At 38.4% G+C, this 21235-nt stretch carries 18 protein-coding genes; 9 read left to right on the top strand and 9 right to left on the bottom strand.

The genetic code is table 11. The features are described 5' to 3' along the window. Positions 1-81: 81 nt before the first annotated feature. Positions 82-540 carry a type I restriction enzyme HsdR N-terminal domain-containing protein gene (locus DHW03_RS00100; protein ID WP_109923744.1) on the top strand — a complete coding sequence of 153 codons (459 nt, stop codon included), beginning with the start codon at positions 82-84 and terminating at the stop codon, positions 538-540. Between the two features lie 17 nt (positions 541-557). Here DHW03_RS00100 and DHW03_RS00095 read toward each other — a convergent pair whose 3' ends face one another. The 7 genes from DHW03_RS00095 to DHW03_RS00060 all read right to left on the bottom strand — a co-directional run bounded on the left by DHW03_RS00095 (position 558) and on the right by DHW03_RS00060 (position 11591). After that, a complete protein-coding gene (locus tag DHW03_RS00095; RefSeq protein WP_109923743.1) occupies positions 558-1751 on the bottom strand; it encodes a Gfo/Idh/MocA family protein in 1194 nt (397 codons plus the stop codon). Then, entirely contained in the window at positions 1752-3116 is a 1365-nt protein-coding gene (locus DHW03_RS00090; RefSeq protein WP_109923742.1) for a 3-keto-disaccharide hydrolase, read from the bottom strand. 18 nt (positions 3117-3134) lie between these two features. Continuing rightward, positions 3135-4490, bottom strand: coding sequence for a Gfo/Idh/MocA family protein (locus DHW03_RS00085; protein WP_109923741.1), 1356 nt, complete (start codon positions 4488-4490; stop codon positions 3135-3137). Positions 4491-4774: 284 nt separating this feature from the next. Beyond that, positions 4775-7441, bottom strand: a complete 2667-nt coding sequence (locus DHW03_RS00080; protein WP_109923740.1) for a valine--tRNA ligase — start codon at positions 7439-7441, stop codon at positions 4775-4777. A gap of 460 nt (positions 7442-7901) precedes the next feature. Next, positions 7902-8537, bottom strand: coding sequence for a Uma2 family endonuclease (locus DHW03_RS00075; protein ID WP_109923739.1), 636 nt, complete (start codon positions 8535-8537; stop codon positions 7902-7904). A gap of 402 nt (positions 8538-8939) precedes the next feature. After that, entirely contained in the window at positions 8940-9575 is a 636-nt protein-coding gene (locus DHW03_RS00065; protein WP_109923738.1) for a Uma2 family endonuclease, read from the bottom strand. 27 nt (positions 9576-9602) lie between these two features. Beyond that, a complete protein-coding gene (locus tag DHW03_RS00060; RefSeq protein ID WP_109923737.1) occupies positions 9603-11591 on the bottom strand; it encodes a heavy metal translocating P-type ATPase in 1989 nt (662 codons plus the stop codon). Between the two features lie 434 nt (positions 11592-12025). Between DHW03_RS00060 and DHW03_RS00050 the strand changes: the two genes are divergently transcribed. After that, positions 12026-14062 (top strand): M13 family metallopeptidase, encoded by a 2037-nt coding sequence (locus DHW03_RS00050; RefSeq protein ID WP_109923736.1) that lies wholly within the window; start codon positions 12026-12028, stop codon positions 14060-14062. Positions 14063-14205: 143 nt separating this feature from the next. Beyond that, positions 14206-14985, top strand: coding sequence for a DUF2625 domain-containing protein (locus DHW03_RS00045; protein ID WP_205940947.1), 780 nt, complete (start codon positions 14206-14208; stop codon positions 14983-14985). A gap of 303 nt (positions 14986-15288) precedes the next feature. On the opposite strand, the gene DHW03_RS00040 is transcribed toward DHW03_RS00045, so the two are convergent. After that, the gene (locus DHW03_RS00040) at positions 15289-15627 is read right to left on the bottom strand and encodes an MmcQ/YjbR family DNA-binding protein (RefSeq protein ID WP_133248471.1); all 339 of its coding nucleotides are present in this window, start codon (positions 15625-15627) and stop codon (positions 15289-15291) included. Positions 15628-15760: 133 nt separating this feature from the next. Here DHW03_RS00040 and mnmD point away from each other — a divergent pair, with 133 nt between their 5' ends. The 6 genes from mnmD (at position 15761) to DHW03_RS00010 (ending at position 21073) form a co-directional block, all read left to right on the top strand. Beyond that, positions 15761-16456 carry a tRNA (5-methylaminomethyl-2-thiouridine)(34)-methyltransferase MnmD gene (mnmD, locus tag DHW03_RS00035; protein ID WP_109923734.1) on the top strand — a complete coding sequence of 232 codons (696 nt, stop codon included), beginning with the start codon at positions 15761-15763 and terminating at the stop codon, positions 16454-16456. A 50-nt stretch (positions 16457-16506) separates the two neighbouring features. Then, positions 16507-17454 carry an aldo/keto reductase gene (locus DHW03_RS00030; RefSeq protein ID WP_109923733.1) on the top strand — a complete coding sequence of 316 codons (948 nt, stop codon included), beginning with the start codon at positions 16507-16509 and terminating at the stop codon, positions 17452-17454. A gap of 79 nt (positions 17455-17533) precedes the next feature. Beyond that, the gene (locus DHW03_RS00025; RefSeq protein WP_109923732.1) at positions 17534-18643 is read left to right on the top strand and encodes an AI-2E family transporter; all 1110 of its coding nucleotides are present in this window, start codon (positions 17534-17536) and stop codon (positions 18641-18643) included. Position 18644: 1 nt separating this feature from the next. Then, complete coding sequence (locus tag DHW03_RS00020; protein ID WP_109923731.1) at positions 18645-18941, top strand: hypothetical protein; 297 nt, start codon at positions 18645-18647, stop codon at positions 18939-18941. Between the two features lie 16 nt (positions 18942-18957). After that, positions 18958-19413: a DoxX family protein gene (locus DHW03_RS00015; protein WP_109923730.1), complete on the top strand. Its 456-nt coding sequence runs from the start codon at positions 18958-18960 to the stop codon at positions 19411-19413. Positions 19414-19486: 73 nt separating this feature from the next. Beyond that, positions 19487-21073: a M20/M25/M40 family metallo-hydrolase gene (locus tag DHW03_RS00010; RefSeq protein WP_240618433.1), complete on the top strand. Its 1587-nt coding sequence runs from the start codon at positions 19487-19489 to the stop codon at positions 21071-21073. 70 nt (positions 21074-21143) lie between these two features. On the opposite strand, the gene DHW03_RS19645 is transcribed toward DHW03_RS00010, so the two are convergent. Further along, on the bottom strand, positions 21144-21230 hold the full coding sequence (locus DHW03_RS19645) for an IS3 family transposase (RefSeq protein WP_394340900.1): 87 nt from the start codon (positions 21228-21230) through the stop codon (positions 21144-21146). Positions 21231-21235: the final 5 nt, after the last annotated feature.

Raw genomic sequence — 21235 nt, 5'->3', positions numbered from 1 at the left:
GCTGTAAAATTACAATTTAGCTTTTAGGATTTAGGTAAATGTTTATAAACAATAGTAACTTTGATTTACGACAAATTGTACATGTTCAATCCAATACCCCTCAACCTACCGCCCTATCCTTTCAAAATAAAGCAGAAGGACGATGTGGTTTTTATTTTCGATGAGCTTAGAAAAAAGCATTTGGTATTGACGCCAGAAGAGTGGGTGCGCCAACATTTTATACAAAACCTGATTGTAGATAAGAAATTCCCAAAAACTTTAATTCAAATTGAAGGTGGATTGGTATTAAATCAACTGCAAAAAAGAAGCGATATTTTGGTGTACAACACCGCAGGCGAAAAGTTAATGCTTATTGAATGCAAAGCGCCAAAAGTAAAAATTACACCCGCTGTTTTTGAACAGGCTTCGAGGTACAATTCCATTCACCAAGCCAAGTGGATAGTGCTAACCAATGGTATTCAACACGTATTTGCAAAAATGGACTTAAACAACGGAAGTTTTGTTTTTGTGGAAGATATGCCAGATTATTCGGATTTGTAGTTTAACTTTTGTTTTAATTAAACATCATATTCTTTCTTCCAAACCTGTTTTGTTCCCTTATAAATGGCTTCATTACACATGGCTACACATATTGCCGCTTGTGTGCCTGTATTGATATTGGAAGCAGGCTTTTTATTTGTGGTAATCGACTGATAAAATTCATCCAGGGCATAATTGGTTCCATCTTGGGTTGCGTAATCCAAAATTGGGATTCCACCATCTCTATTCACAACAATTTTCGTGGCGCCACTTACCGCATCAACAATTCCAAGCTCTTTTTTTGTACTTTCTTCTGGGTAAAACAAACCAGTATTGGTTAAAAGCGAAACAGAACCTTTTGTACCTTTTATTTTGAATAGATAGCCATCATGGGCATTGCCGCAGGTTGCTCCGAAGTTTCCAATCATTCCTTTTTCCTGATAACGCAAAACAGCTTGAATGTTATCGTAAGTCTCTCGTCCATCTTTAAAAACATCTATCCCACCAGTACCCATAATGTCTGTAGGTTGCGTTTCAAAAGCCCAGTTGATAAAATCGATCTGATGGGATAAAAGTTCGGCAGCCAATCCTCCAGAATACTCCTTGTACATGCGCCAATTGATTTTTCTTTCCAAAGCCGCATCAGGAACGGCTCTGCGCCAATTTCCATTTCTATCCCACCTACAATCTATTTGAGAAACTTTACCCAAATAGCCACTTTGGATCATATCCTTAACCTTAAAGTATAGCGGCGAGTATCGATATTGATAACCGACTTGAAAAACTTGCTTTGGGTTTTGCAGCACTATTTTTTTCAATTCTAATGCTTGATTGATGTTGTAAGTCATCGTTTTTTCGAGATAAACGTGCTTACCTGCCAAAACCGCATCTTTAGCAATGTGAAAGTGTTCGCTCAAAGGGGTAGCGATAAAAACGGCATCAATACTTTTATCATTCAGAATTTGGCGATAATCTTTTAGGGCCTTTGCATCCGCAGGAACGTGCTTCTCCGTTTCTTTAAGTCTAAAATCCAGTAAGTCGCAATAGGCTTTAATGCGGTATTTGCTTGGCATAGATTTAATTACGGAAAGCACGCCTTTACCCCGATCTCCGCATCCAATCATGGCTACATTCACAACATTATCAGCGTTGTAATGGCCTAAAACATGATTTCCAACCAAAAAAGCAGAACTAAATAAAGCTGTTTTTTTAACAAACGAACGGCGGTGCATTTACAATTTTTTGATTTTGATGGTTCTGAAATCTACCTTATTGCCATGATCTTGAAGCAAGATATGCCCTTTTGGTGCCTCACCGAAGTTTTTCCAATCTTTGTATTTGCTTATGGCAACCAGTTTTCTAAATTCTTCTGATCCTCGCACATATTCGAGTACCTTCACACCATTTAAATAATGCTCTACTTTGTTATTTGGATAAACAATCAAACGAGCATTGTTCCAACTCCCAATGGGGCGAAGGTAACGAGGCTCTTTTTTGGCCGTCATTAAATCGTAAAGTGATGCCAAGGTGCGGTTACCATCTCTACCCAATTTCGCATCGGGGTGCAACACATCATCCAAAACCTGATATTCCAAGCCAATGGCTGAGCCAGTATTTTTTTCGCTCAATGTAACGAAGTATTTTACACCACTGTTGGCACCTGGGCTAAGTTTAAATTCGAAAGACATATCAAATGCGGCAAATTCTTCCTTGGTTACAATATCGCCTCCATTGGTAGATTCTGCACCACCCGAAGGCTCTACACTGATTACTCCATTGGCAATTTTCCAACCCTTAGCCGGGAACTCGGTTTTGTAGGCACCAATCCAACCTGTGTTACCCTTACCATCAAAAAGTAATTTATAACCTTCAGATTTCTCGTAAGCAGATAAGTTATTTGGTGTTAAATTAACAGTATAAATCCCCTTTGGAAAAGCTTTTGCCTTTAAACCTCCCGTTTGGATGTTGATATTTTTGAAATAAACCTTTTTTCCATCATTCCCCAACTCATTACCAATGCCGTGAACTTGCAAACCAATAAATCCAGATTGATCTAAAGTATCGACTACGTACGATACAGGCGTTCCATTTACCCACGTTTTGGTTTCATTGCCAATGCATTCAATTTTATAATGATTAAATTCATTCTTTTTGTATAGGGATTTTGCTGATGGATTTAGCTCTAACGGATATAACCATAAGCGCCTGGCTTCATCGTAAATTCCGCCTGTCCAGGCTCTAGGTGTTGGGTCAATTTCCACTTGTCTGCCATAAACCAAACCTTTGCCGTTATTTCCTTCGGGTTTCAGGTGACTTCGAGTTTGAATGCCTGAATTAGTGGTTTCGCCCTCCAGCTTTACATCCAGTTCGAGCACAAAATCTCCATATTCTTTTTCGGTAATTAGGAATGAATTTGGAGTGCCCTTAGTCATTGTGCCTACAATTGCACCATCCTCTACCTTATAGGGTGCCGCGCCGGCTACTGCTTTCCAGCCGGTGAGCGTTTTGCCATCAAAAAGTGGACTAGCTTTTTGAGCGTAGGCCGATAAACTCATCAAGGAAAGGGCTAAAAAACTATATTTTTTAAGGTTTAACATGGTTGATAATGGGTTATACTAATATTTGAATACTTTACCGTTCGCTATAACTTCCTGTTTACCTTCATCGAAAACCGCTTTCGCCCCAGTTCTCACTGCAGCGTTGGTCATTATGTTGGCAATGGAATGCGAATATCCGGCTTCAACGGGGGCATTTGGTGTTTTTCGGCTTCTAACGCATTCCATCCAATTTCTCATGTGGCCAGATGTTAGTGCATCACCACCCATATTTGCACCAGTAGCGGCTTTTATTTCTGTTTTGCTTAAATCAAACTCGGATAACAGATTAGCCTTCATGCCCATTGCCGATGCTTCTTGTTGCCTTAAGCCGCCCTTAGGAGAAACTTTATTGGTGATTAAATTGAGTTCGCCACCGTTGGAATAATACACTTCACCAACATCTCCAACACTATTTTGCATTCTGGAGGTAAACGTAACTTGAAAACCATCTTCGGCATTGGGCTGTCCATAATCAAAAACGGCGACCATTGAATCCCAATTCCTGCGACCATCTTTCCAAGTATAAATACCTCCATTTGCCACCACACTTCGAGGGTGCTTTAAATTGGTAAACCAATGCACAGTATCAATTTGGTGCGACATCCATTGACCGGGCATGCCCGATGAATAGGGCCAAAACAGTCTATATTCTAAATATTTTCTTGGATCAAAATTTTCAAATGGTCTATTCAACAAGAAGCGCTTCCAATCGATATCTTCTTCTTTCAATTTAGCCACCAAATCTGGTCTTCTCCATCTGCCGGGTTGGTTTACATTCCAAACCAAATCTACAGCGGTAATGGGCCCAAACTTTCCCTCTTGAATGTACCTAGCTGCATTTTGATAGTTTTCGCCACTCCTTCGCTGCGAACCAATTTGCACAATTCTATTGCTCCCTTTAACTGCTTTTAAAGCTGCTTTCGCATCATCCATGGTTTCTGCAAAAGGCTTTTCCACATAGGCATCGCAACCGCCCTTTACCGCTTCAATTAAATGCAGTGCGTGTTGAAAATCGGCCGTGCTGATGATAACCGCATCTAAATCTTTAGTAGCATAAAGCTCTTCGTTGTTTCTACACGCTTTAACATCATGCCCCAATTTTTGCTTTAAATGTGCAATACCTAAATCTCTTCTATAATTCCATAAATCTGAAAGTCCAACAACATCGAAGTTTAATTCTTTATTATGATTTAAAAAACAAGGCAGAAGGGTGTCTTTGAAACGATCCGAAAATCCAACAACCCCCACCCGAACGCGATCATTGGCACCAATAATTCGGCCGTAGCTTTTTGCGCTCATGCCCATTGTACCCACGTAGGTGGCCGCTGTAAATATTGCAGATTGTTTAATGAATTTTCTTCTGGAATTTTCCATAGAATAAATAGGTTTAAATTGAGTTAGAAAGGCGCATAACATTAAACGATTTACTAACGTTTAACGAACCCAAATTAGGTTTTTTAATTGACAGATGAGGTACTGTTTAGTAACATTTTAGAAACTGTTTACCCAGCGAACATCTTTGCTAGCGGGCAGGATGGAGTTGAAAGAAATGCACTAACCCCATTTAATGCTATTCAAAAAGATAGTTTCAAAGCAAAAAACCCTTTAGAAAACGAATTCTAAAGGGCTAAATATATTTTTAAGCGGTTTATGGTAATTTATGCCAATCCCGCTAGGCTTTCTTCAATTATTTTGATTTTAGCTTCGGCATCCGCCTTTTTATTGCGCTCATTTGCAATGATTTCGGGTTTGGCATTTTGCACAAAACGCTCATTACCCAACTTTGCATCTACCGATTTTAGGAAACCTTGAAGATAAACTAAATCGGCCTTTAAACGGCTTCGCTCGGCATCTACATCGATATTTTCAGTTAAGGGAATAAAAAATTCATCTTTTCCAGCCATGAAAGCGGCTGCTCCTGCAACCTTATCATTTACGATTTCAGCTTCAGAAACGTTAGCCAGTTTGAATACAATATTCAAATATTGCTCATAATCGATGTCAGAATTAACTTTCAAACTTAAACGCAAAGCTTCTTTAGGCGAAATTTGCTTTTGGTTACGAACATTTCTAATTTCTGCCACAACCGTTTTAATCACCTCTACGTCTTTCAGCAACTGCTCATCAATTGCACCTCCCTTCGGAAACTCAGCAACAATGCAGCAATCCATTTCTCCGCGTTGCGCGAACAAATCATCATGCCATAATTCTTCTGTTAAGAAAGGCATATTTGGATGCAACAGTTTGATGATGTTTTCGAAGAATGAAATGGTAGCTTTATAGCTCTCCGCATCAATTGGTTTCTGATAAGCTGGCTTCACCATTTCCAGATACCATGCACAGAAATCATCCCATACCAATTTATAGGTTGTCATTAAAGCTTCTGATAAACGGTATTGCTTAAAGTTCGCTTCAATTTCAACCAAAGATTCGTTAAATCGACTTTCGAACCAAGCAATGGCCTGTTTGTTTGGATTTTCCAACTGTTCATCAACCTGCCAACCTTTTACCAAACGGAACGCATTCCAAATTTTTGAAGCAAAATTACGCCCTTGCTCGCAGTAGCTTTCATCAAACATTAAATCGTTACCAGCTGGCGACGACATCAACATCCCAACACGAACTGCATCTGCACCATATTTTTCGATTAAGCCAATTGGATCGGGAGAGTTACCCAAAGATTTGGACATTTTACGACCCAACTTATCACGAACAATGCCTGTTAAATATACATTGGTGAATGGCTTTTTGCCCATAAACTCATGCCCAGCCATAATCATACGCGCCACCCAAAAGAACAAAATTTCTGGTGCCGTTACCAAATCATTAGTTGGATAGTAATAGTTAATATCTTTATTATCAGGATTTTTAAAGCCATCAAAAACAGAGATTGGCCATAACCAAGAAGAAAACCATGTGTCCATTACATCTTCATCTTGCCTTAAAAAAGGTTCTAATTGATGTTTAAATCCAGCTTTCTCTGCATCTGAACAATTTTCATCTAAATGTTTTTTCTTCCAGAATTCTTCTAAAGCTTCATCTTTAGTTTTTGCTACAACCCAGTTTCCTTTATCATCGTACCAAGCCGGTATGCGTTGCCCCCACCACAGCTGACGAGAAATGTTCCAATCGCGAACATTTTCCATCCAATGGCGATAGGTATTTTCAAATTTGTTCGGAATTAGGTTTACTTCGCCATTTAGGACATCATCTAAAGCAGGTTGAGCCATTTCCTTCATCTTTACAAACCACTGCATAGAAAGTTTTGGTTCAATAGCGGCATCTGTACGTTCAGAAAATCCAACCTGCGATTTGTAATCTTCAACTTTTTCTAAATGACCGGCCTCTTCCAACATTTTAGCAATCTTTTTACGGGCAACAAATCTGTCTTCACCCACTAAAATTACCGCCAATTCGTTTAGCGTACCGTCATCATTCAAAATATCGGTTACTGGCAAATTATGCTTAACACCCAACTCATAATCATTCAAATCATGCGCTGGCGTAACTTTTAAACAACCTGTACCAAACTCAATATCTACATATTCATCTTCAATAACCGGAATTTCATGGTTAACAAGCGGCACAAAAACCTTTTTCCCTTTTAGGTAGGTAAAACGCTCATCATTTGGGTTAATGCAAATTGCGGCATCAGCCATGATGGTTTCGGGGCGGGTTGTTGCAATCGTTAAAAATTGATCTTCTGTACCCGAAATCAAATATTTGATGTAGTATAATTTTTGGTTAACTTCTTTACGAATCACTTCTTCATCAGAAACAGCCGTTTTACCTGCCGGATCCCAGTTTACCATGCGGATGCCTCGATAGATCCATCCTTTTTTGTACAAATGGATAAACGAATCGATTACGGCTTCAGAAAGATCTTCCTCCATGGTAAAACGCGTTCGATCCCAATCGCAGCTTGCACCTAGTTTCTTCAACTGCTCTAAAATAATACCACCATATTTCTCTTTCCACTCCCAGGCATATTTCAAAAATTCTTCACGGGAAAGGTCTTTCTTGTCGATTCCCTGCTCTTTCAACATGGCAACCACCTTTGCTTCTGTTGCAATTGATGCATGATCGGTGCCCGGAACCCAACAGGCATTTTTACCCTGCATTCGAGCCTTACGTATTAAAACATCCTGAATGGTATTGTTTAACATGTGCCCCATGTGCAGCACTCCAGTAACATTTGGCGGCGGAATTACAATCGTGTAAGGCTCACGCGCATCAGGCTCTGAGTGAAAAAACTTTTTCGATAGCCAATAGCTGTACCATTTATCTTCGGTTTCTGCAGGATTATAATGTGTGGAAATGCTCATGAAAAATTATTCAATATCAATTTGAGTGGCAAAAATACGTTTTTAAGGCCAAAACTTAAAGCAGAAATGGAAAGAAGGAAGACCGAAGTGGAAAGACCAAAGGCCAAAGCTGAAAGACTAAAGACCGAAGCTGAAAGACCGAAGCTGAAAGACTAAAGGCCAAAGCTGAAAGAACAAAGGCCAAAGCTGAAAGATCAAAGACCAAAGCTGAAAGATCAAAGACCAAAGGCCAAAGCTGAAAGATCAAAGACCAAAGGCCAAAGCTGAAAGAACAAAGATCAAAGCTGAAAGACGAAAGACCAAAGCCTAAAGATTGAAGTAGAAAGACCAAAACTTTTGTCTCTTTTGTTTCTTTTGTGGTTAATTTATTAATAAGCCTAGCCGTGAAAGTCATTCCATCATTCTCTCATTCCATCATTCATTAATTCTCTCATTCGCTAATTCACTAATTCTCTCTTTTCTAATCCAAATCTGCAAAAACATCATCCAGAATAAGCTCAAAGCCAGGCAAAACGGAAGAGGAAATGGTTTCGCTTAGTGTGAATATTTTTGAGGGTTGGAATTTCCCCGATTCATCCAAGGTGTAAATTAGAATGCTTTGATCGCTTTGACTAACCACCCAATATTCCTTAACCCCAAACTCTTCATAAACTTGGTACTTTTGAATAAGTTCTTTTTTGTTATTGCCCGGCGAAAGAATTTCAACCACAAGATCTGGCGCACCGATACATCCTCGATCATCGAGTTTGCTTTTATCGCAGATTACACAAATATCAGGTTGCAAAACCGTAAACACATCCCGATCATCTTTACTGCGTTTTGGAAAACGAACATCAAAGGGTGCTGAATAAACCTCGCAAGATTTACCTTTCAGAAAATTAGCTATCGGGTTTATAATTCGAATGGAGATTTTTTGATGCACTCTCGATGGCGCCGGACTCATTTTAAAGATTTTACCTTTAATAAGCTCCACCCGATCTTCAAAAAGCCAGTTTAAATAATTTGCATAGCTGTAAGTTAATGATGCATCAATATCATTAAATTGATGAACGGGTTCATCATGTAAATTATTAGGATATGGAACTGGCTCAGACATACCCAAATATACTAATTTTTGTAGTATACTGAAACCCTAAGGTGGAACAACTAAAACTGAAAGACTGAAGACCAAAGCTGAAAGACGAAAGACCAAAGCTGAAAGACGAAAGACCAAAGCTGAAAGACCAAAGATCAAAGCTGAAAGGCGAAAGACCGAAGCTGAAAGACCAAAGATCAAAGCTGAAAGACGAAAGACCAAAGCTGAAAGACGAAAGATCAAAGCTGAAAGACGAAAGGCCCAAGCTGAGGAAAGACCAAAGCCTAAAGATTGAAGTAGAAAGGCCAAAAACTTTTGTTTCTTTTGTTTCTTTTGTGGTTAATTTATTAATAAGCCTAGTCGTGAAAGTCATTCCATCATTCATTAATTCTCTCATTCGCTAATTCACTAATTCTCTCTTTTCTAATCCAAATCTGCAAAAACATCGTCCAGGATAAGCTCAAAGCCAGGCAAAACGGAAGAGGAAATGGTTTCGCTTAGTGTAAATATTTTTGAGGGTTGGAATTTCCCCGATTCATCCAAGGTGTAAATTAGAATGCTTTGATCGCTTTGACTAACCACCCAATATTCCTTAACCCCAAACTCTTCATAAACTTGGTACTTTTGAATAAGTTCTTTTTTGTTATTGCCCGGCGAAAGAATTTCAACCACAAGATCTGGCGCACCGATACATCCTCGATCATCGAGTTTGCTTTTATCGCAGATTACACAAATATCGGGTTGCAAAACCGTAAACACATCCCGATCATCTTTACTGCGTTTCGGAAAACGAACATCAAAGGGTGCTGAATAAACTTTACAAACCTTTCGATTTAGGAAGTTTGCCACTGACCGGAAAATATTCCTGGAGATTTCTTGATGCATTCTTGATGGTGCCGGACTCATCTTGAAGATTTTACCTTTAATAAGCTCCACTCGATCTTCAAAAAGCCAGTTTAAATAATTTGCATAGCTGTAAGTTAATGATGCATCAATATCATTAAATTGATGAACGGGTTCATCATGTAGATTATTAGGATATGGAACGGGCTCAGACATACCCAAATATACTAATTTTTGTAGTATTTAAAACTTCATCTTTTGAATCCTTACCGCATTTAATATGGCTAAAAAGGCAACGCCCACGTCGGCGAAAACAGCTTCCCACATGGTGGCAATACCACCAGCACCTAAAATTAAAACCAGCGCCTTTACGGCAAAGGCCAATACAATATTTTGAATCACAACCTTTTTGGTGGCCTTTCCAATTTTAATGGCAGTAGCAATTTTTGAGGGTTGATCGGTTTGAATCACAACATCAGCTGTTTCTATTGCAGCATCGCTACCCATCGCCCCCATTGCAATACCAATATCACTTATGGCCAAAACAGGTGTATCGTTAATGCCATCGCCAACAAAAGCAACCACTTTCCCTTTATCCTTTTTTATTTCTTCCAGCTTAGCCACTTTATCTTCGGGTAATAAATCTCCATAGTAAGCATCGATTTTTAAGATGCCAGCAACTTTTTTAACAATGGAAGTTTTATCGCCGCTCAACATCACAATTTGCTCTACCCCATTGGCACGAAGCTGATTAATGGCTTCTGCTGAATCTTCCTTAATTTCATCAGCAATAAGCACATACCCAACATATTGACCATCAATCGCTACTACAACAATACTTTCTTCTATATCTTTGATTTCTGAATCGGAAGTAATGTTGAATTTCTCTAAAAGCTTAACATTTCCAGCAAGAACCTCTTTACCGCTTACCTTGCCTCTCAAACCCATTCCTGCAATTTCTTCAATATCATCTGCAAGATGAATTTCACGATCTCCTGCATATTCTACAATCGCTTTCGCAATTGGATGAGTAGATTTTGCCTCAACCGCTGTTAGAAAATTTAAAAAATCCTTTTCGTCAATATTGCTTTCAACCTTTTGGACTTTAAAAACACCTTTTGTTAAGGTGCCAGTTTTATCCATAACCACCGTATTCAGCTTGGTAATTAAATCTAAAAAGTTAGATCCCTTGAATAAAATGCCATCGGCAGATGCTGCCCCAATGCCTCCGAAATAGCCCAGTGGGATAGAAATAACCAAAGCGCAAGGACAAGAAATCACCAAGAAAACCAAGGATCGATAAACCCAGGTTTGAAAATGATAATCGTTACCCAAAACCAAAATGGGGATGGTTACCAATGCCAATGCTAAAAAGAAAACAATGGGTGTGTAAATTTTGGCAAATTTTCGGATGAACAGTTCTGTTTTCGCTTTGCGCGTGGTTGCATTTTGAACCATCTCTAAAATGCGTGATAAGGCACTATCTGCAAAAGCTTTGGTCACCTTTATTTCGATTACCTGATCGATGTTAAGCATTCCAGCTAAAACAAGCTCCCCTTTACTTATGGTTTTCGGTTTGCTCTCGCCAGTTAATGCTGCCGTATTGAAACTGCTTTTATCCGATATAAGTTCTCCATCTAAAGGGATTTTTTCTCCAGCTTTGATTTGGATGGTTTCGCCTATTTCCACCGCATCAGGTTTCACCGTTTCGTATTTGCCATTCCTTAAAACATGCGCAACATCTGCACGTACATCCAGCAGCGCTTTAATGTTTCTTTTCGCCCTATTTACTGCCACCATTTGGAAAAGCTCTCCAATGGTATAAAAAAGCATAACCGTAACGCCCTCCGGATATTCACCAATACAAAAAGCTCCAATTGTTGCTATCGACATTAAAGAAAATTCGGTGAAGAAATCTTTTGCTTTAAAAGTTTCCCAAACTTCTTGCAAAACGGGTATCCCAACGGGTAAGTACGCAACAACATACCAATAAGGTCTCACCAGCGCAAAAGCTTCAACCTTAAAAATATTGTCGAAGGCAATGCCAATAAGCAACATTACAAACGTTACCAGTGCTGGTAAATACGTTTTAAAAGCAGTGGGATCGCCCCCATGGTCGTGATCATGTTCATCCCCTTCTTCATGGCTGTGCGAGTGACTATGTTCTGATGTTTGAGTAGCATGTTTTGTACTGCTACAGCAACTGTCTTCTTTATCGTGTTGGTGGCTCATTAAATTTTATTATTTGTTCAATAGGTTGCGGCTTCAATGTCAAATTTACAGAAAATACGATATTAAATGATTGAATGAATGACTGAGTGAATGATTGAATGAATGACTAATTGAAGGATTGAATGTTGAATGATTGAATGAATGACTGATTGAATGATAGAATGATGGGATGATTGATTGTTGGATGATTGAATGATTGATGTAGCATAAATTTTTACTTCGACACAATAATATATGTTAAAAAATGTTAATACAGTATAAGATTTAAAAAATCATGAAATCTATCAAAACCCTATTCTCTCCTGCTGAATTTATCAGAAGACTTGGTCTGGCAAAAATTTACTACTGGTTCAATAAGTAATATTTCTATTATATTGTTTCAGTATCAGTAAGTATTTCATAAATTTCGCTAATAAAACTAACTTATTAAGCGCATGAAATACCAAAATTTGAAAAGATCTTTTGCTGCACTCGGTATTGTGGCGGCGAGCTTTTCAGCAAATGCACAAGTACCAAAAAAATTCATCGATCCAGCAAACATGGATCAATCGGTTAAACCAGGTGATGATTTTTATACCTACGCCAGCGGAAATTGGATTAAAAACAATCCTGTTCCAGCTAAAGAAACCCGTTGGGGAAGCTTTAATGAGTTGCGAGACTTTAACATTAATGCTGTAAAAACATTAGTTGAAGAAGCTGCAGCTGATAAATCTGCTCCCGCAGGATCGGTAAAACGTAGAGTTGGCGATTTCTTTGCCGCTGGCATGGATACCGTTACCATCGAAAAACTAGGCTATACTCCAATCAAGCCCGATTTAGAAAAAGTTAAACAAATTAAAGACATTCAAGGTGTTTTAGACCAAGTTGCCTATATGCGTGTAAATGGCATTGGTGGCGCCATGTTTGGCATTGGCATTGGCCAAGATCGTAAAAATGTAAATAAATACATGGTTAATATCGGTCAAGGTGGTACAACCCTGCCAGATCGTGATTATTATTTAAAAGATGATACCAGAAGTGTGAAAATCCGCGAGGCCTACAACACTTATATGAATACCCTATTTACCTTGGTAGGCAACTCACCAGAGGTAGCAAAACAAAAAGCGGAAACTGTTTTTAAAATTGAAAAGGCATTAGCTGAAGCTCAAATGAGTCGTTTGGAAATGCGTGATCCTTATTCTACATATAACAAACTAACCGTTGCAGAATTAAACAGCAAAACTCCTGATATTAATTGGGCTACCTATTTACCTAAGTTCAAAATTAAAGGACAAGATACCTTATTAGTTTCTTCGCCTAAATTTATGACGAGCTTAGACGGTATGCTTAAATCTGTTCCTGTAGCCGATTGGAAAACTTATTTAGAATGGAACATTTTAAAAAGCTCTGCCGGAAGTTTAAGTTCTCCATTTGTTAAAGCAAATTTCGCTTTCCAACAAGCGCAAACAGGACAAAAAATCCAAACGCCACGTTGGCAACGCATGTCGTCCTTAACAGATGGCACCATTGGCGAATTATTGGGTCAACTATATGTGGAAAGATACTTTAAGCCAGAGGCTAAGGCACGTATGGATGCAATGATTGTAAACTTGCGTAAAGCTTTCGAAATTAGAATTAATGGCTTAGAATGGATGAGCGCTGAGACTAAGAAAAAAGCTTTAGAAAAACTTGCCGCTTTCAAATCTAAAGTTGGTTATACTACCAAGTGGGAAACTTATACTGGTTTAGATTTGAACAGAAATACCTATTTCCAAAACTTACGTAATGCTAGCATTTGGGGATATAATGAAAACGTTAATCGCTTGGGCAAACCGGTAGATCGTAACCGTTTCGGCATGACGCCACCAACGGTTAATGCTTCTTACAGTCCAACAATGAATGACATTACTTTCCCTGCTGGTATTTTACAATTCCCATTCTTCGACCCCAACGCGGATGATGCTGTAAATTATGGCGGAATTGGTGCTGTTATTGGCCACGAAATGAGTCATGGCTTTGACGATAGCGGAAGCCAATATGATGCTGCTGGTAATTTAAAAAACTGGTGGACTAAAGAGGACAAAGCAAAATTCGATGCAAAAACCCAAGCATTAGGCGAACAATTTGATGCCTATACCGTTTTGGATACCGTTCATGTTATTGGTAAATTAACCATGGGCGAAAACATTGGAGATTTAGGTGGCTTAAATGCTGCGTATACCGCTTTCAAAATGACTAAACAAGGTCAAAGTAACGAGAAAATTGATGGTTTTACGCCAGATCAACGTTTCTTCTTATCATGGGCTCAAGTTTGGAGAGGTAATATTTTACCAGAAAGCGCTGCACAATTAATTAAAACCGATCCACATTCTCCTGGTCCGTACCGTACAATTGGTGCACCGGTAAATATGGATGCTTGGTATACGGCCTTTGATGTTAAACCTGGCGACAAGCTATACAAAAAGCCAGAAGACAGAATAAGAATGTGGTAACTCCCATTACCATAAGTACACTCATCCCAAGAGGAATATCAAACCTATAATTAAACGCCCTGAGTTTTCAGGGCGTTTTTTTTTGGCTAAAACATTTGCGATCTTATTTATCATTCTATCTTTGAACATTATATCCATACCCAATGAAAAGTACAATTAAATGTTTAATCCTTTTTAGCTTAACCTTTTTATCGCTGGCAAGTAAGGCCCAAAATAAAATGGAAAGTATCGATGAGTTGATCAATAAAACCGATCCAGCATGGCCAATCGTAAAAAAGTGGATAGACTCTGCCAAAAACAAAGTAGAAGTATTAGAACTGGATTCTGCTAAAGCCAAAGAAGCACTTTACAACGCTCAAGTAAGTACCTACTCCACTTTAGGTGCCATCATTTATAATACAGGTGGCATAATGGTTGATAACGGTTGGATAAGAATATTAGGCTCAGGAAGCACTAGACTGAATAGAAATGTAGCAGAATGGAACAAAGGAAAAACCATCACCGAATATGGAGATAAACCTGGTTATCTGTTGGTTGCTGATGATGCAGTTGGCGGTTTTTTTGCCATTAATTATGGTGCGCTCGGCAAAGACATTAAAAATGTTTATTATCTCGCACCGAATAGTTTAAACTGGGAATCCTTAGGGGCAGGTTACGGCGAATTTATCTTATTCTGTTTCGATAGCGATCTTGCCAATTTTTATAAAGGTTTAAGATGGAGCACTTGGAACCAATTCATTGCCAATTTAGATGGAAATAAATCCTACAGTTTCAGACCCTACTTATGGGCCAAAGAAGGAACCGACATAGAAAAATGTACGAGGAAATTAGTAACTGTTGAAGAACTGTTCAAATTTAATATTGCCAAACAAAAAGAATTACAAGCCGACTCTACTCAAACAAAAGAAGAACCGAAAAATTAAGTTGAATAACATGCCTTCGGCTTAAGCTTTAAGAGAGAAAGACCAAAACAAATCAATAGCCATTAAGATGGGTTTGAGCTAAAAGGAAAAAAGACCAAAGTGAATCAATAGCTATTAAGACGGGTTTGAGCTTAAAGGAAGAAAGACCAAAGCGAATCAATAGCCATTAAGATGCTGAAATAAATTCAGCATGACGGAAACTGAGCTAAATAGCGTGAATTCGGTTTAAGTTAAAAGGAGGAAAGACGAAAGAAAATCAATATCGGTTTGAAAGATATATTTGTTATACTGAATTCAGCTCAATTATAAATATTTGAATTGGGTTTTCTTGGGTAACTTCGCTAAAACCAAAGCCCTTGATTCGGCAACCCTGCGCTTAAGTTCTTGATCTGTAAGCACATCTAAATTAGCCACTTGAATCCATTGCCGTTTTGCTAAATGAAAGGCCTGCGCTATGCCATCTCTAGCGGTTAAGGCATCAAAATCATCAGGATTGCACTTTATTGAGAAGCGACTCCCCTCATCAATGGCAATAATTACATATATTTTTTCTTCGATCATGAAACAGAGATGATCCCATTTCATACCCTCTGTTGTGCCGGGTAAACTCAAACAATAATCTCTGAAAGATTCGATATCCATAGCAAAGTGAAAACCAAAGATAAAAGCAATCAACAAAAAAGCAAAAGTTTTGCCAAGTAAAACAAAGGGGAATGATTCTTTCCCAACACCAGAATGTTGACCTATCTTTGCAAGCTAAGCTTAAATCTTGAATATGAATATCATTACCCCAACCGCAGATGGCTCAAATACACTTTATAACGAAACTATAGGCGAACACTACCACAGTAAACATGGTGCTTTGCAAGAAAGTAAACACGTTTTTATTGATGCCGGTTTAAAATTTGCCAGTGCTGGAAAAACAGAAATTTCTATTTTGGAAGTAGGTTTTGGCACAGGATTAAACTTTATTTTAAGTCATCAGTATTGCACCGAAAACAACATCAAACTTCACTACACAAGCATAGAAGCCTACCCCCTTGCTCGCAACCTGATAGAACAAACGGGCTATGAGGCCTATGTGCCCAAAGAAATATGGGCGAGTTTCATCGCTAATTATGATGCGGCTTTAAAGGGCACTCAATCCTTATCGCCGCTATGCAATTTGGAAATTCCGCACATTCAACTTGCAGATTTTCAATCGACCCGAAAGTTCGATATTATTTACTACGATGCTTTTTCTGTGCAGCACCAAGCCGAAATGTGGAGTGATGAAATTATCGCCCATGCTTGCAGCTTTTTAAAAGCAGGTGGCACCTTTGTAACCTATGCCATTACTGGTAAACTGAAAAGAGCTGTGAAAGCAAATGGTTGCATGATAGAGAAACTGCCCGGAGCACCTGGTAAAAGAGAAATGCTAAGGGCGATAAAAGCTGTTGAGGATAATTCTGACACAATCTATACCACTTAAAAAAACCTAGTGCCAGCAAATTTGTTAAGCAAGTATTAACAAATTACATCATGGAAAAAAGAACCTTAGGAAAATCGGATTTAGATATTGCGCCCATTGTATTTGGAGGAAACGTTTTTGGCTGGACAATAGATGAACAAAAATCATTCGAAATATTAGATCATTTTATTGAAAGTGGCTTTAACTTTATTGATACAGCAGATGTATATTCTCGCTGGAAAGCAGGCAACAATGGTGGTGAATCTGAAACCATCATTGGCAATTGGCTACAAAAGCACAACAAACGCCACGATGTAATCATTGCAACGAAAGTTGGTTCGGACATGGGATCAGGCAAATCCCTAAAAAAAGACTACATCATCAACGAAGTAGAGCATTCGCTAAATCGTTTAAAAACCGATTATATCGATTTATATTTTTCGCATTTTGATGATGAATCTACACCTGTAGAAGAAACTTTAAGTGCTTATGAAACCCTAATTAGGGATGGAAAAGTACGTTGGATTGGGGCTTCGAACTTTTCAGCAGAACGTTTAAAAGAATCGTTAATTTGTTCTAACGAGCACAATCTCCCACGTTATGAAGTTTATCAACCCGGTTATAATTTATTTGATCGAGAAGAATTTGAGCGAGAACACGAAAAAATTTGCTTAGAAAATGGCTTAGGCGTAGTCACTTATTTCTCTTTAGCAAGCGGCTTTTTAACCGGAAAATACAGAAGTGAAGCCGATTTAGATAAAAGCCAACGTGGTGGTGGAGTAAAAAAATATCTAACCGAGAGAGGTTTTAACATCCTAAAAGCACTTGATGAAGTTGCAGATGCACACCAAACTGAGCCAGCATCGGTTGCTTTGGCCTGGTTATTCAGTCGTCCATCCATTACGGCCCCCATTGCGAGTGTAACCAATTTGAGCCAATTAAAATCCTTTACTGATGCAGCAAATTTAACATTAAGCACAGCTGATATTTCATTGTTGGATCAGGCAAGCGCCTATTAGAAATAAACTATTATATTTAAATGCCCGATGATTCAAACAATTAGTCGGGCATTTTGTATTTAACAGGATTTAAAAATTTATGAAAGATAAACTCTCTTTTCTACCCAAACTTGCGCTAATATTATTCTGTTTAATTAGTCTAACCTACATTGCCATTTTAGGGCAAACGCTTTTAGCCCCACTTTTATTCTCTTTTTTAATGGCGATTTTGTTGTTGCCAGTGGGTAATTTTCTAGAACATAAATTAAGATTTAAGCGAAGTTTATCGACCATAATTTCTGTTGTGCTGATGATTCTGGTAATTGGGGGGATTATTTATTTCTTCGGAAACCAATTGAGTGCGCTATGGGCAGATTGGCCATTGTTAAAAAATAAAGCAAATGTTTCTTACCACGAACTGCAAAAATGGATTTCGCACACCTTCGGTGTAAATAGCCAAAAACAGTTGGATTATTTAAACGATAGCACCGAAAAGGCATTGGCTACCAGTGCTGCAATTGTAGCCACAACGCTTGCTACTTTATCTTCTACACTCCTGTTTTTAGGCTTCACCTTGCTATTTACATTCTTCATTTTAAACTACAGAAGAATTTTATTCACTTTTTTAACCTCTGTTTTTAAAGAAGAGCACAAAGAAAAAGTAACAGAAATTGTAAGTCAGATTCAATTCATCATCAAAAAATACATTATTGGTTTATTTCTACAAATGCTTATTGTAACGCTGTTGATGATATCGATATTAAGTTTACTCGGAGTAAAGTATGCGGTTTTACTGGGTTTGGTTGCCGGTATTTTTAATGTTGTACCCTATTTAGGTATATTTTTCGCTTTACTGGTAAGTTGTTTGATCACTTTTGCAACCGCAGGTGCAGGTAAAGTATTATTGGTTTTGGTTGTATATGTTGGTGTGCACGCTGTTGATGGAAATGTACTGATGCCTTTGGTAGTCGGTTCAAAAGTTAAAATTAATGCACTTTTTGCCTTTATCGGGATAGTGGTTGGCGAAATGATTTGGGGCATTTCTGGTATGTTTTTGTGCATCCCCTATTTGGCCATGCTCAAAATTATTTTCGACCGAGTAGATACCCTGAAACCATGGGGAATTTTAATGGGCGAAGAACACAAACCCAATAAAAAGAAAAAGGTATTTCGAATTACTAAAAAAATTAAGCTCGAAGAAAAAGATTAACATGTCCGAGAATCGCTCGCCACATATTTTAAGCACCTCGGCCAATTTATTGGGGATTTGCTTTATTGTGCTCACCTCATTAAGAAAATTAAATTTAACGGATGGATCGTTAATTGATGAATTTGCTGTGGCGGCAGTTATGTTTTTTATGACAAGTTGTATCCTTTCTTTCATATCGATGCGTAGAGACCGAAACCTAAGCCAGCGATTGGAAATGGTTGCCGATTTTGTATTTCTTTCTGGCTTGATTGTACTCTTTGTAGCCACCATTCTAATTGCCTTCAATTTAATTAAATAGGATAAAATAATTTACCATGAAACCGTTATTTGTACTGCTTATTGCTTTTATCTTATTTGTGGCCTTTAACAAATACACCGATTTTGATAAGAACTATCTTTTTGCGGGCAACATTTCAATGAGCATTATGTTACTTTTTACGGCAATGGGGCATTTTAAATTTAAAACCAGCATGGCGGCAATGATTCCACTTTTCATTCCGAAAAAGGTAGAAATCGTAATCATTACCGGTGTGTTAGAAATCATATTTGCGATAGGCTTGGGCATTGAAAACACAAGATATTTTACGGGAATTGGCTTACTCATCTTTTTAATTGCCATCCTTCCAGCTAATGTTTATGCAGCCAAACACCACATTAGTTATGAAAATTTGCATAAACCCGGGCCAGGGATGAAATATTTATGGTTCAGAATACCTTTTCAGCTGTTTTTAATGGCTTGGGTATGGTATTTTAGTATTCGCCCATATTAATTGCTAATGATATTGGGTTGGGTAATCTAAAAGTGTGCAACATTTCCATTATCATCAATTAATCGGCTTCCGAATGCTTAAATTCGCTCATCATTTAAGAACCGAAGTCATTATGAATAAAAAATTCCTATTTTCAACACTTCTTTTATTTTCTAACGCTGTTGCTTTTGCGCAAGATAACAAGGTGATTGATAATCTAATAAAAGAAGTTAATGAAAACTCCCAACTTGAAAAGTTAGCGCACGAGTTATTGGATGTTGTTGGCCCTCGTTTGGTTGGCAGTCCGCAGATGAAGCAAGCCAATGATTGGGCTGTAAAAAAATACAGCGATTGGGGAATATCTGCAAAGAACGAAAAATGGGGCGAATGGCGTGGTTGGGAAAGAGGTGTTTCTCATATTGATTTGGTTAGTCCACGCTTAAGAACATTAGAAGGCACCCAATTGGCTTGGAGCCCATCAACCAATGGAAAACCCATTAACGCAGAAGCCATTGTTTTACCTACCATTACCGATTCTGTAGCCTTTCAGAAATGGCTACCCAATGTAAAAGGTAAGTTGGTACTCATATCTTTAAATCAAATTTCTGGCAGACCTGAAAAAAATTGGGAAGAATTTGCTACAAAAGATTTGTTTGAAAAGTATAAAAAAGAAAAAGCTGATGCTGCAAAAGCCTTCGCTTCGGGTTTATCTAAAACGGGCCTAACGGCTAAAAATTTGGCACTTGCAATAGAAAATGCTGGCGCGGCCGGGATTGTGATTAACAATTGGTCGCAAGGTTTTGGTGTAGATAAGATTTTTGGTGCCAATACCACTAAAATCCCAACGATCGATTTATCTGTAGAAGATTATGGTTTGGTTTACCGTTTGGCAACCAATGGCAACAAACCTGTTTTGAAAATAGAAACCGAATCAAAAGAACTTGGCGTTGTGCCAACTTTCAACACCCTTGCCGAAATTAAAGGCAAGCAGAAGCCAAAAGAATATGTGATGCTTTCAGCCCATTTCGATTCGTGGGATGGTGCAAGTGGCGCCACCGATAACGGATCAGGTACCATTATGATGATGGAAGCAATGCGTGTGTTGAAGAAATTCTATCCGAACCCAAAAAGGACAATTTTGGTTGGCCACTGGGGAAGTGAGGAACAAGGATTGAACGGCTCTAGGGCATTTGTTGAAGATCACCCAGAAATTGTAAACAATTTACAAGCCTTATTTAATCAAGACAATGGTACTGGCAGGGTGGTTAACATTGGCGGACAGGGCTTTGCGAAATCGAAAGATTACATCACCCGCTGGTTATCAAAAGTTCCTGATACCATCAAAAACCAAATCAAAACGAACTTCCCAGGTACTCCAGGTGCTGGTGGTTCTGATTTTGCTTCTTTTGTGGCGGCTGGTGCTTTGGGTTATTCGTTAAGTGCTACCAGCTGGGATTATGGCACCTATACGTGGCACACCAATAGAGACAGTTACGATAAATTGGTATTTGATGAAATTAGAAGCAATGTAATTTTAGCGGCAATATTAGTGTATATGGCCTGCGAAGATCCAGAAAAAACTTCGAATGAAAAGGCAACTGATTTACCTGTAAATGAGCGTACCGGTAAGCCGGCTACATGGCCTGTTCAAACAAAAGCAACCAGAAAAGGTGGCTTGTAATTAAAAACATAAAATTTGAAAAGAGCATTTGGAAATGAAGTGCACCCCAAAAGTTGGACGAAATTAGAAATTAATTATTAATGTGATGAGCTCGATATTTTATCGGGCTCATCCCTTTTAGATTGAGTTTTATTCGATCGTTATTATAGTATTCAATGTAAT

Source organism: Pedobacter yonginensis (assembly GCF_003173595.1).
In the GTDB taxonomy this organism is placed as follows: Bacteria; Bacteroidota; Bacteroidia; order Sphingobacteriales; family Sphingobacteriaceae; genus Pedobacter; species Pedobacter yonginense.
This window is presented reverse-complemented; position numbering and strand designations above follow the sequence as displayed.

What these genes read in the sequence shown, in the direction of transcription:
- DHW03_RS00095 (WP_109923743.1), bottom strand. Translation starts at nt 1,751, where the DNA reads ATGCACCGCCGTTCGTTTGTTAAAAAAACAGCTTTATTTAGTTCTGCT.
- DHW03_RS00065 (WP_109923738.1), bottom strand. Translation starts at nt 9,575, where the DNA reads ATGTCTGAGCCCGTTCCATATCCTAATAATCTACATGATGAACCCGTT.
- mnmD (WP_109923734.1), top strand. Translation starts at nt 15,761, where the DNA reads ATGAATATCATTACCCCAACCGCAGATGGCTCAAATACACTTTATAAC.
- DHW03_RS00085 (WP_109923741.1), bottom strand. Translation starts at nt 4,490, where the DNA reads ATGGAAAATTCCAGAAGAAAATTCATTAAACAATCTGCAATATTTACA.
- DHW03_RS00010 (WP_240618433.1), top strand. Translation starts at nt 19,487, where the DNA reads ATGCTTAAATTCGCTCATCATTTAAGAACCGAAGTCATTATGAATAAA.
- DHW03_RS00060 (WP_109923737.1), bottom strand. Translation starts at nt 11,591, where the DNA reads ATGAGCCACCAACACGATAAAGAAGACAGTTGCTGTAGCAGTACAAAA.
- DHW03_RS00080 (WP_109923740.1), bottom strand. Translation starts at nt 7,441, where the DNA reads ATGAGCATTTCCACACATTATAATCCTGCAGAAACCGAAGATAAATGG.
- DHW03_RS00015 (WP_109923730.1), top strand. Translation starts at nt 18,958, where the DNA reads ATGAAACCGTTATTTGTACTGCTTATTGCTTTTATCTTATTTGTGGCC.
- DHW03_RS00075 (WP_109923739.1), bottom strand. Translation starts at nt 8,537, where the DNA reads ATGTCTGAGCCAGTTCCATATCCTAATAATTTACATGATGAACCCGTT.
- DHW03_RS00050 (WP_109923736.1), top strand. Translation starts at nt 12,026, where the DNA reads ATGAAATACCAAAATTTGAAAAGATCTTTTGCTGCACTCGGTATTGTG.
- DHW03_RS00025 (WP_109923732.1), top strand. Translation starts at nt 17,534, where the DNA reads ATGAAAGATAAACTCTCTTTTCTACCCAAACTTGCGCTAATATTATTC.
- DHW03_RS00090 (WP_109923742.1), bottom strand. Translation starts at nt 3,116, where the DNA reads ATGTTAAACCTTAAAAAATATAGTTTTTTAGCCCTTTCCTTGATGAGT.
- DHW03_RS00100 (WP_109923744.1), top strand. Translation starts at nt 82, where the DNA reads ATGTTCAATCCAATACCCCTCAACCTACCGCCCTATCCTTTCAAAATA.
- DHW03_RS00030 (WP_109923733.1), top strand. Translation starts at nt 16,507, where the DNA reads ATGGAAAAAAGAACCTTAGGAAAATCGGATTTAGATATTGCGCCCATT.
- DHW03_RS00040 (WP_133248471.1), bottom strand. Translation starts at nt 15,627, where the DNA reads ATGGATATCGAATCTTTCAGAGATTATTGTTTGAGTTTACCCGGCACA.
- DHW03_RS00020 (WP_109923731.1), top strand. Translation starts at nt 18,645, where the DNA reads ATGTCCGAGAATCGCTCGCCACATATTTTAAGCACCTCGGCCAATTTA.
- DHW03_RS00045 (WP_205940947.1), top strand. Translation starts at nt 14,206, where the DNA reads ATGAAAAGTACAATTAAATGTTTAATCCTTTTTAGCTTAACCTTTTTA.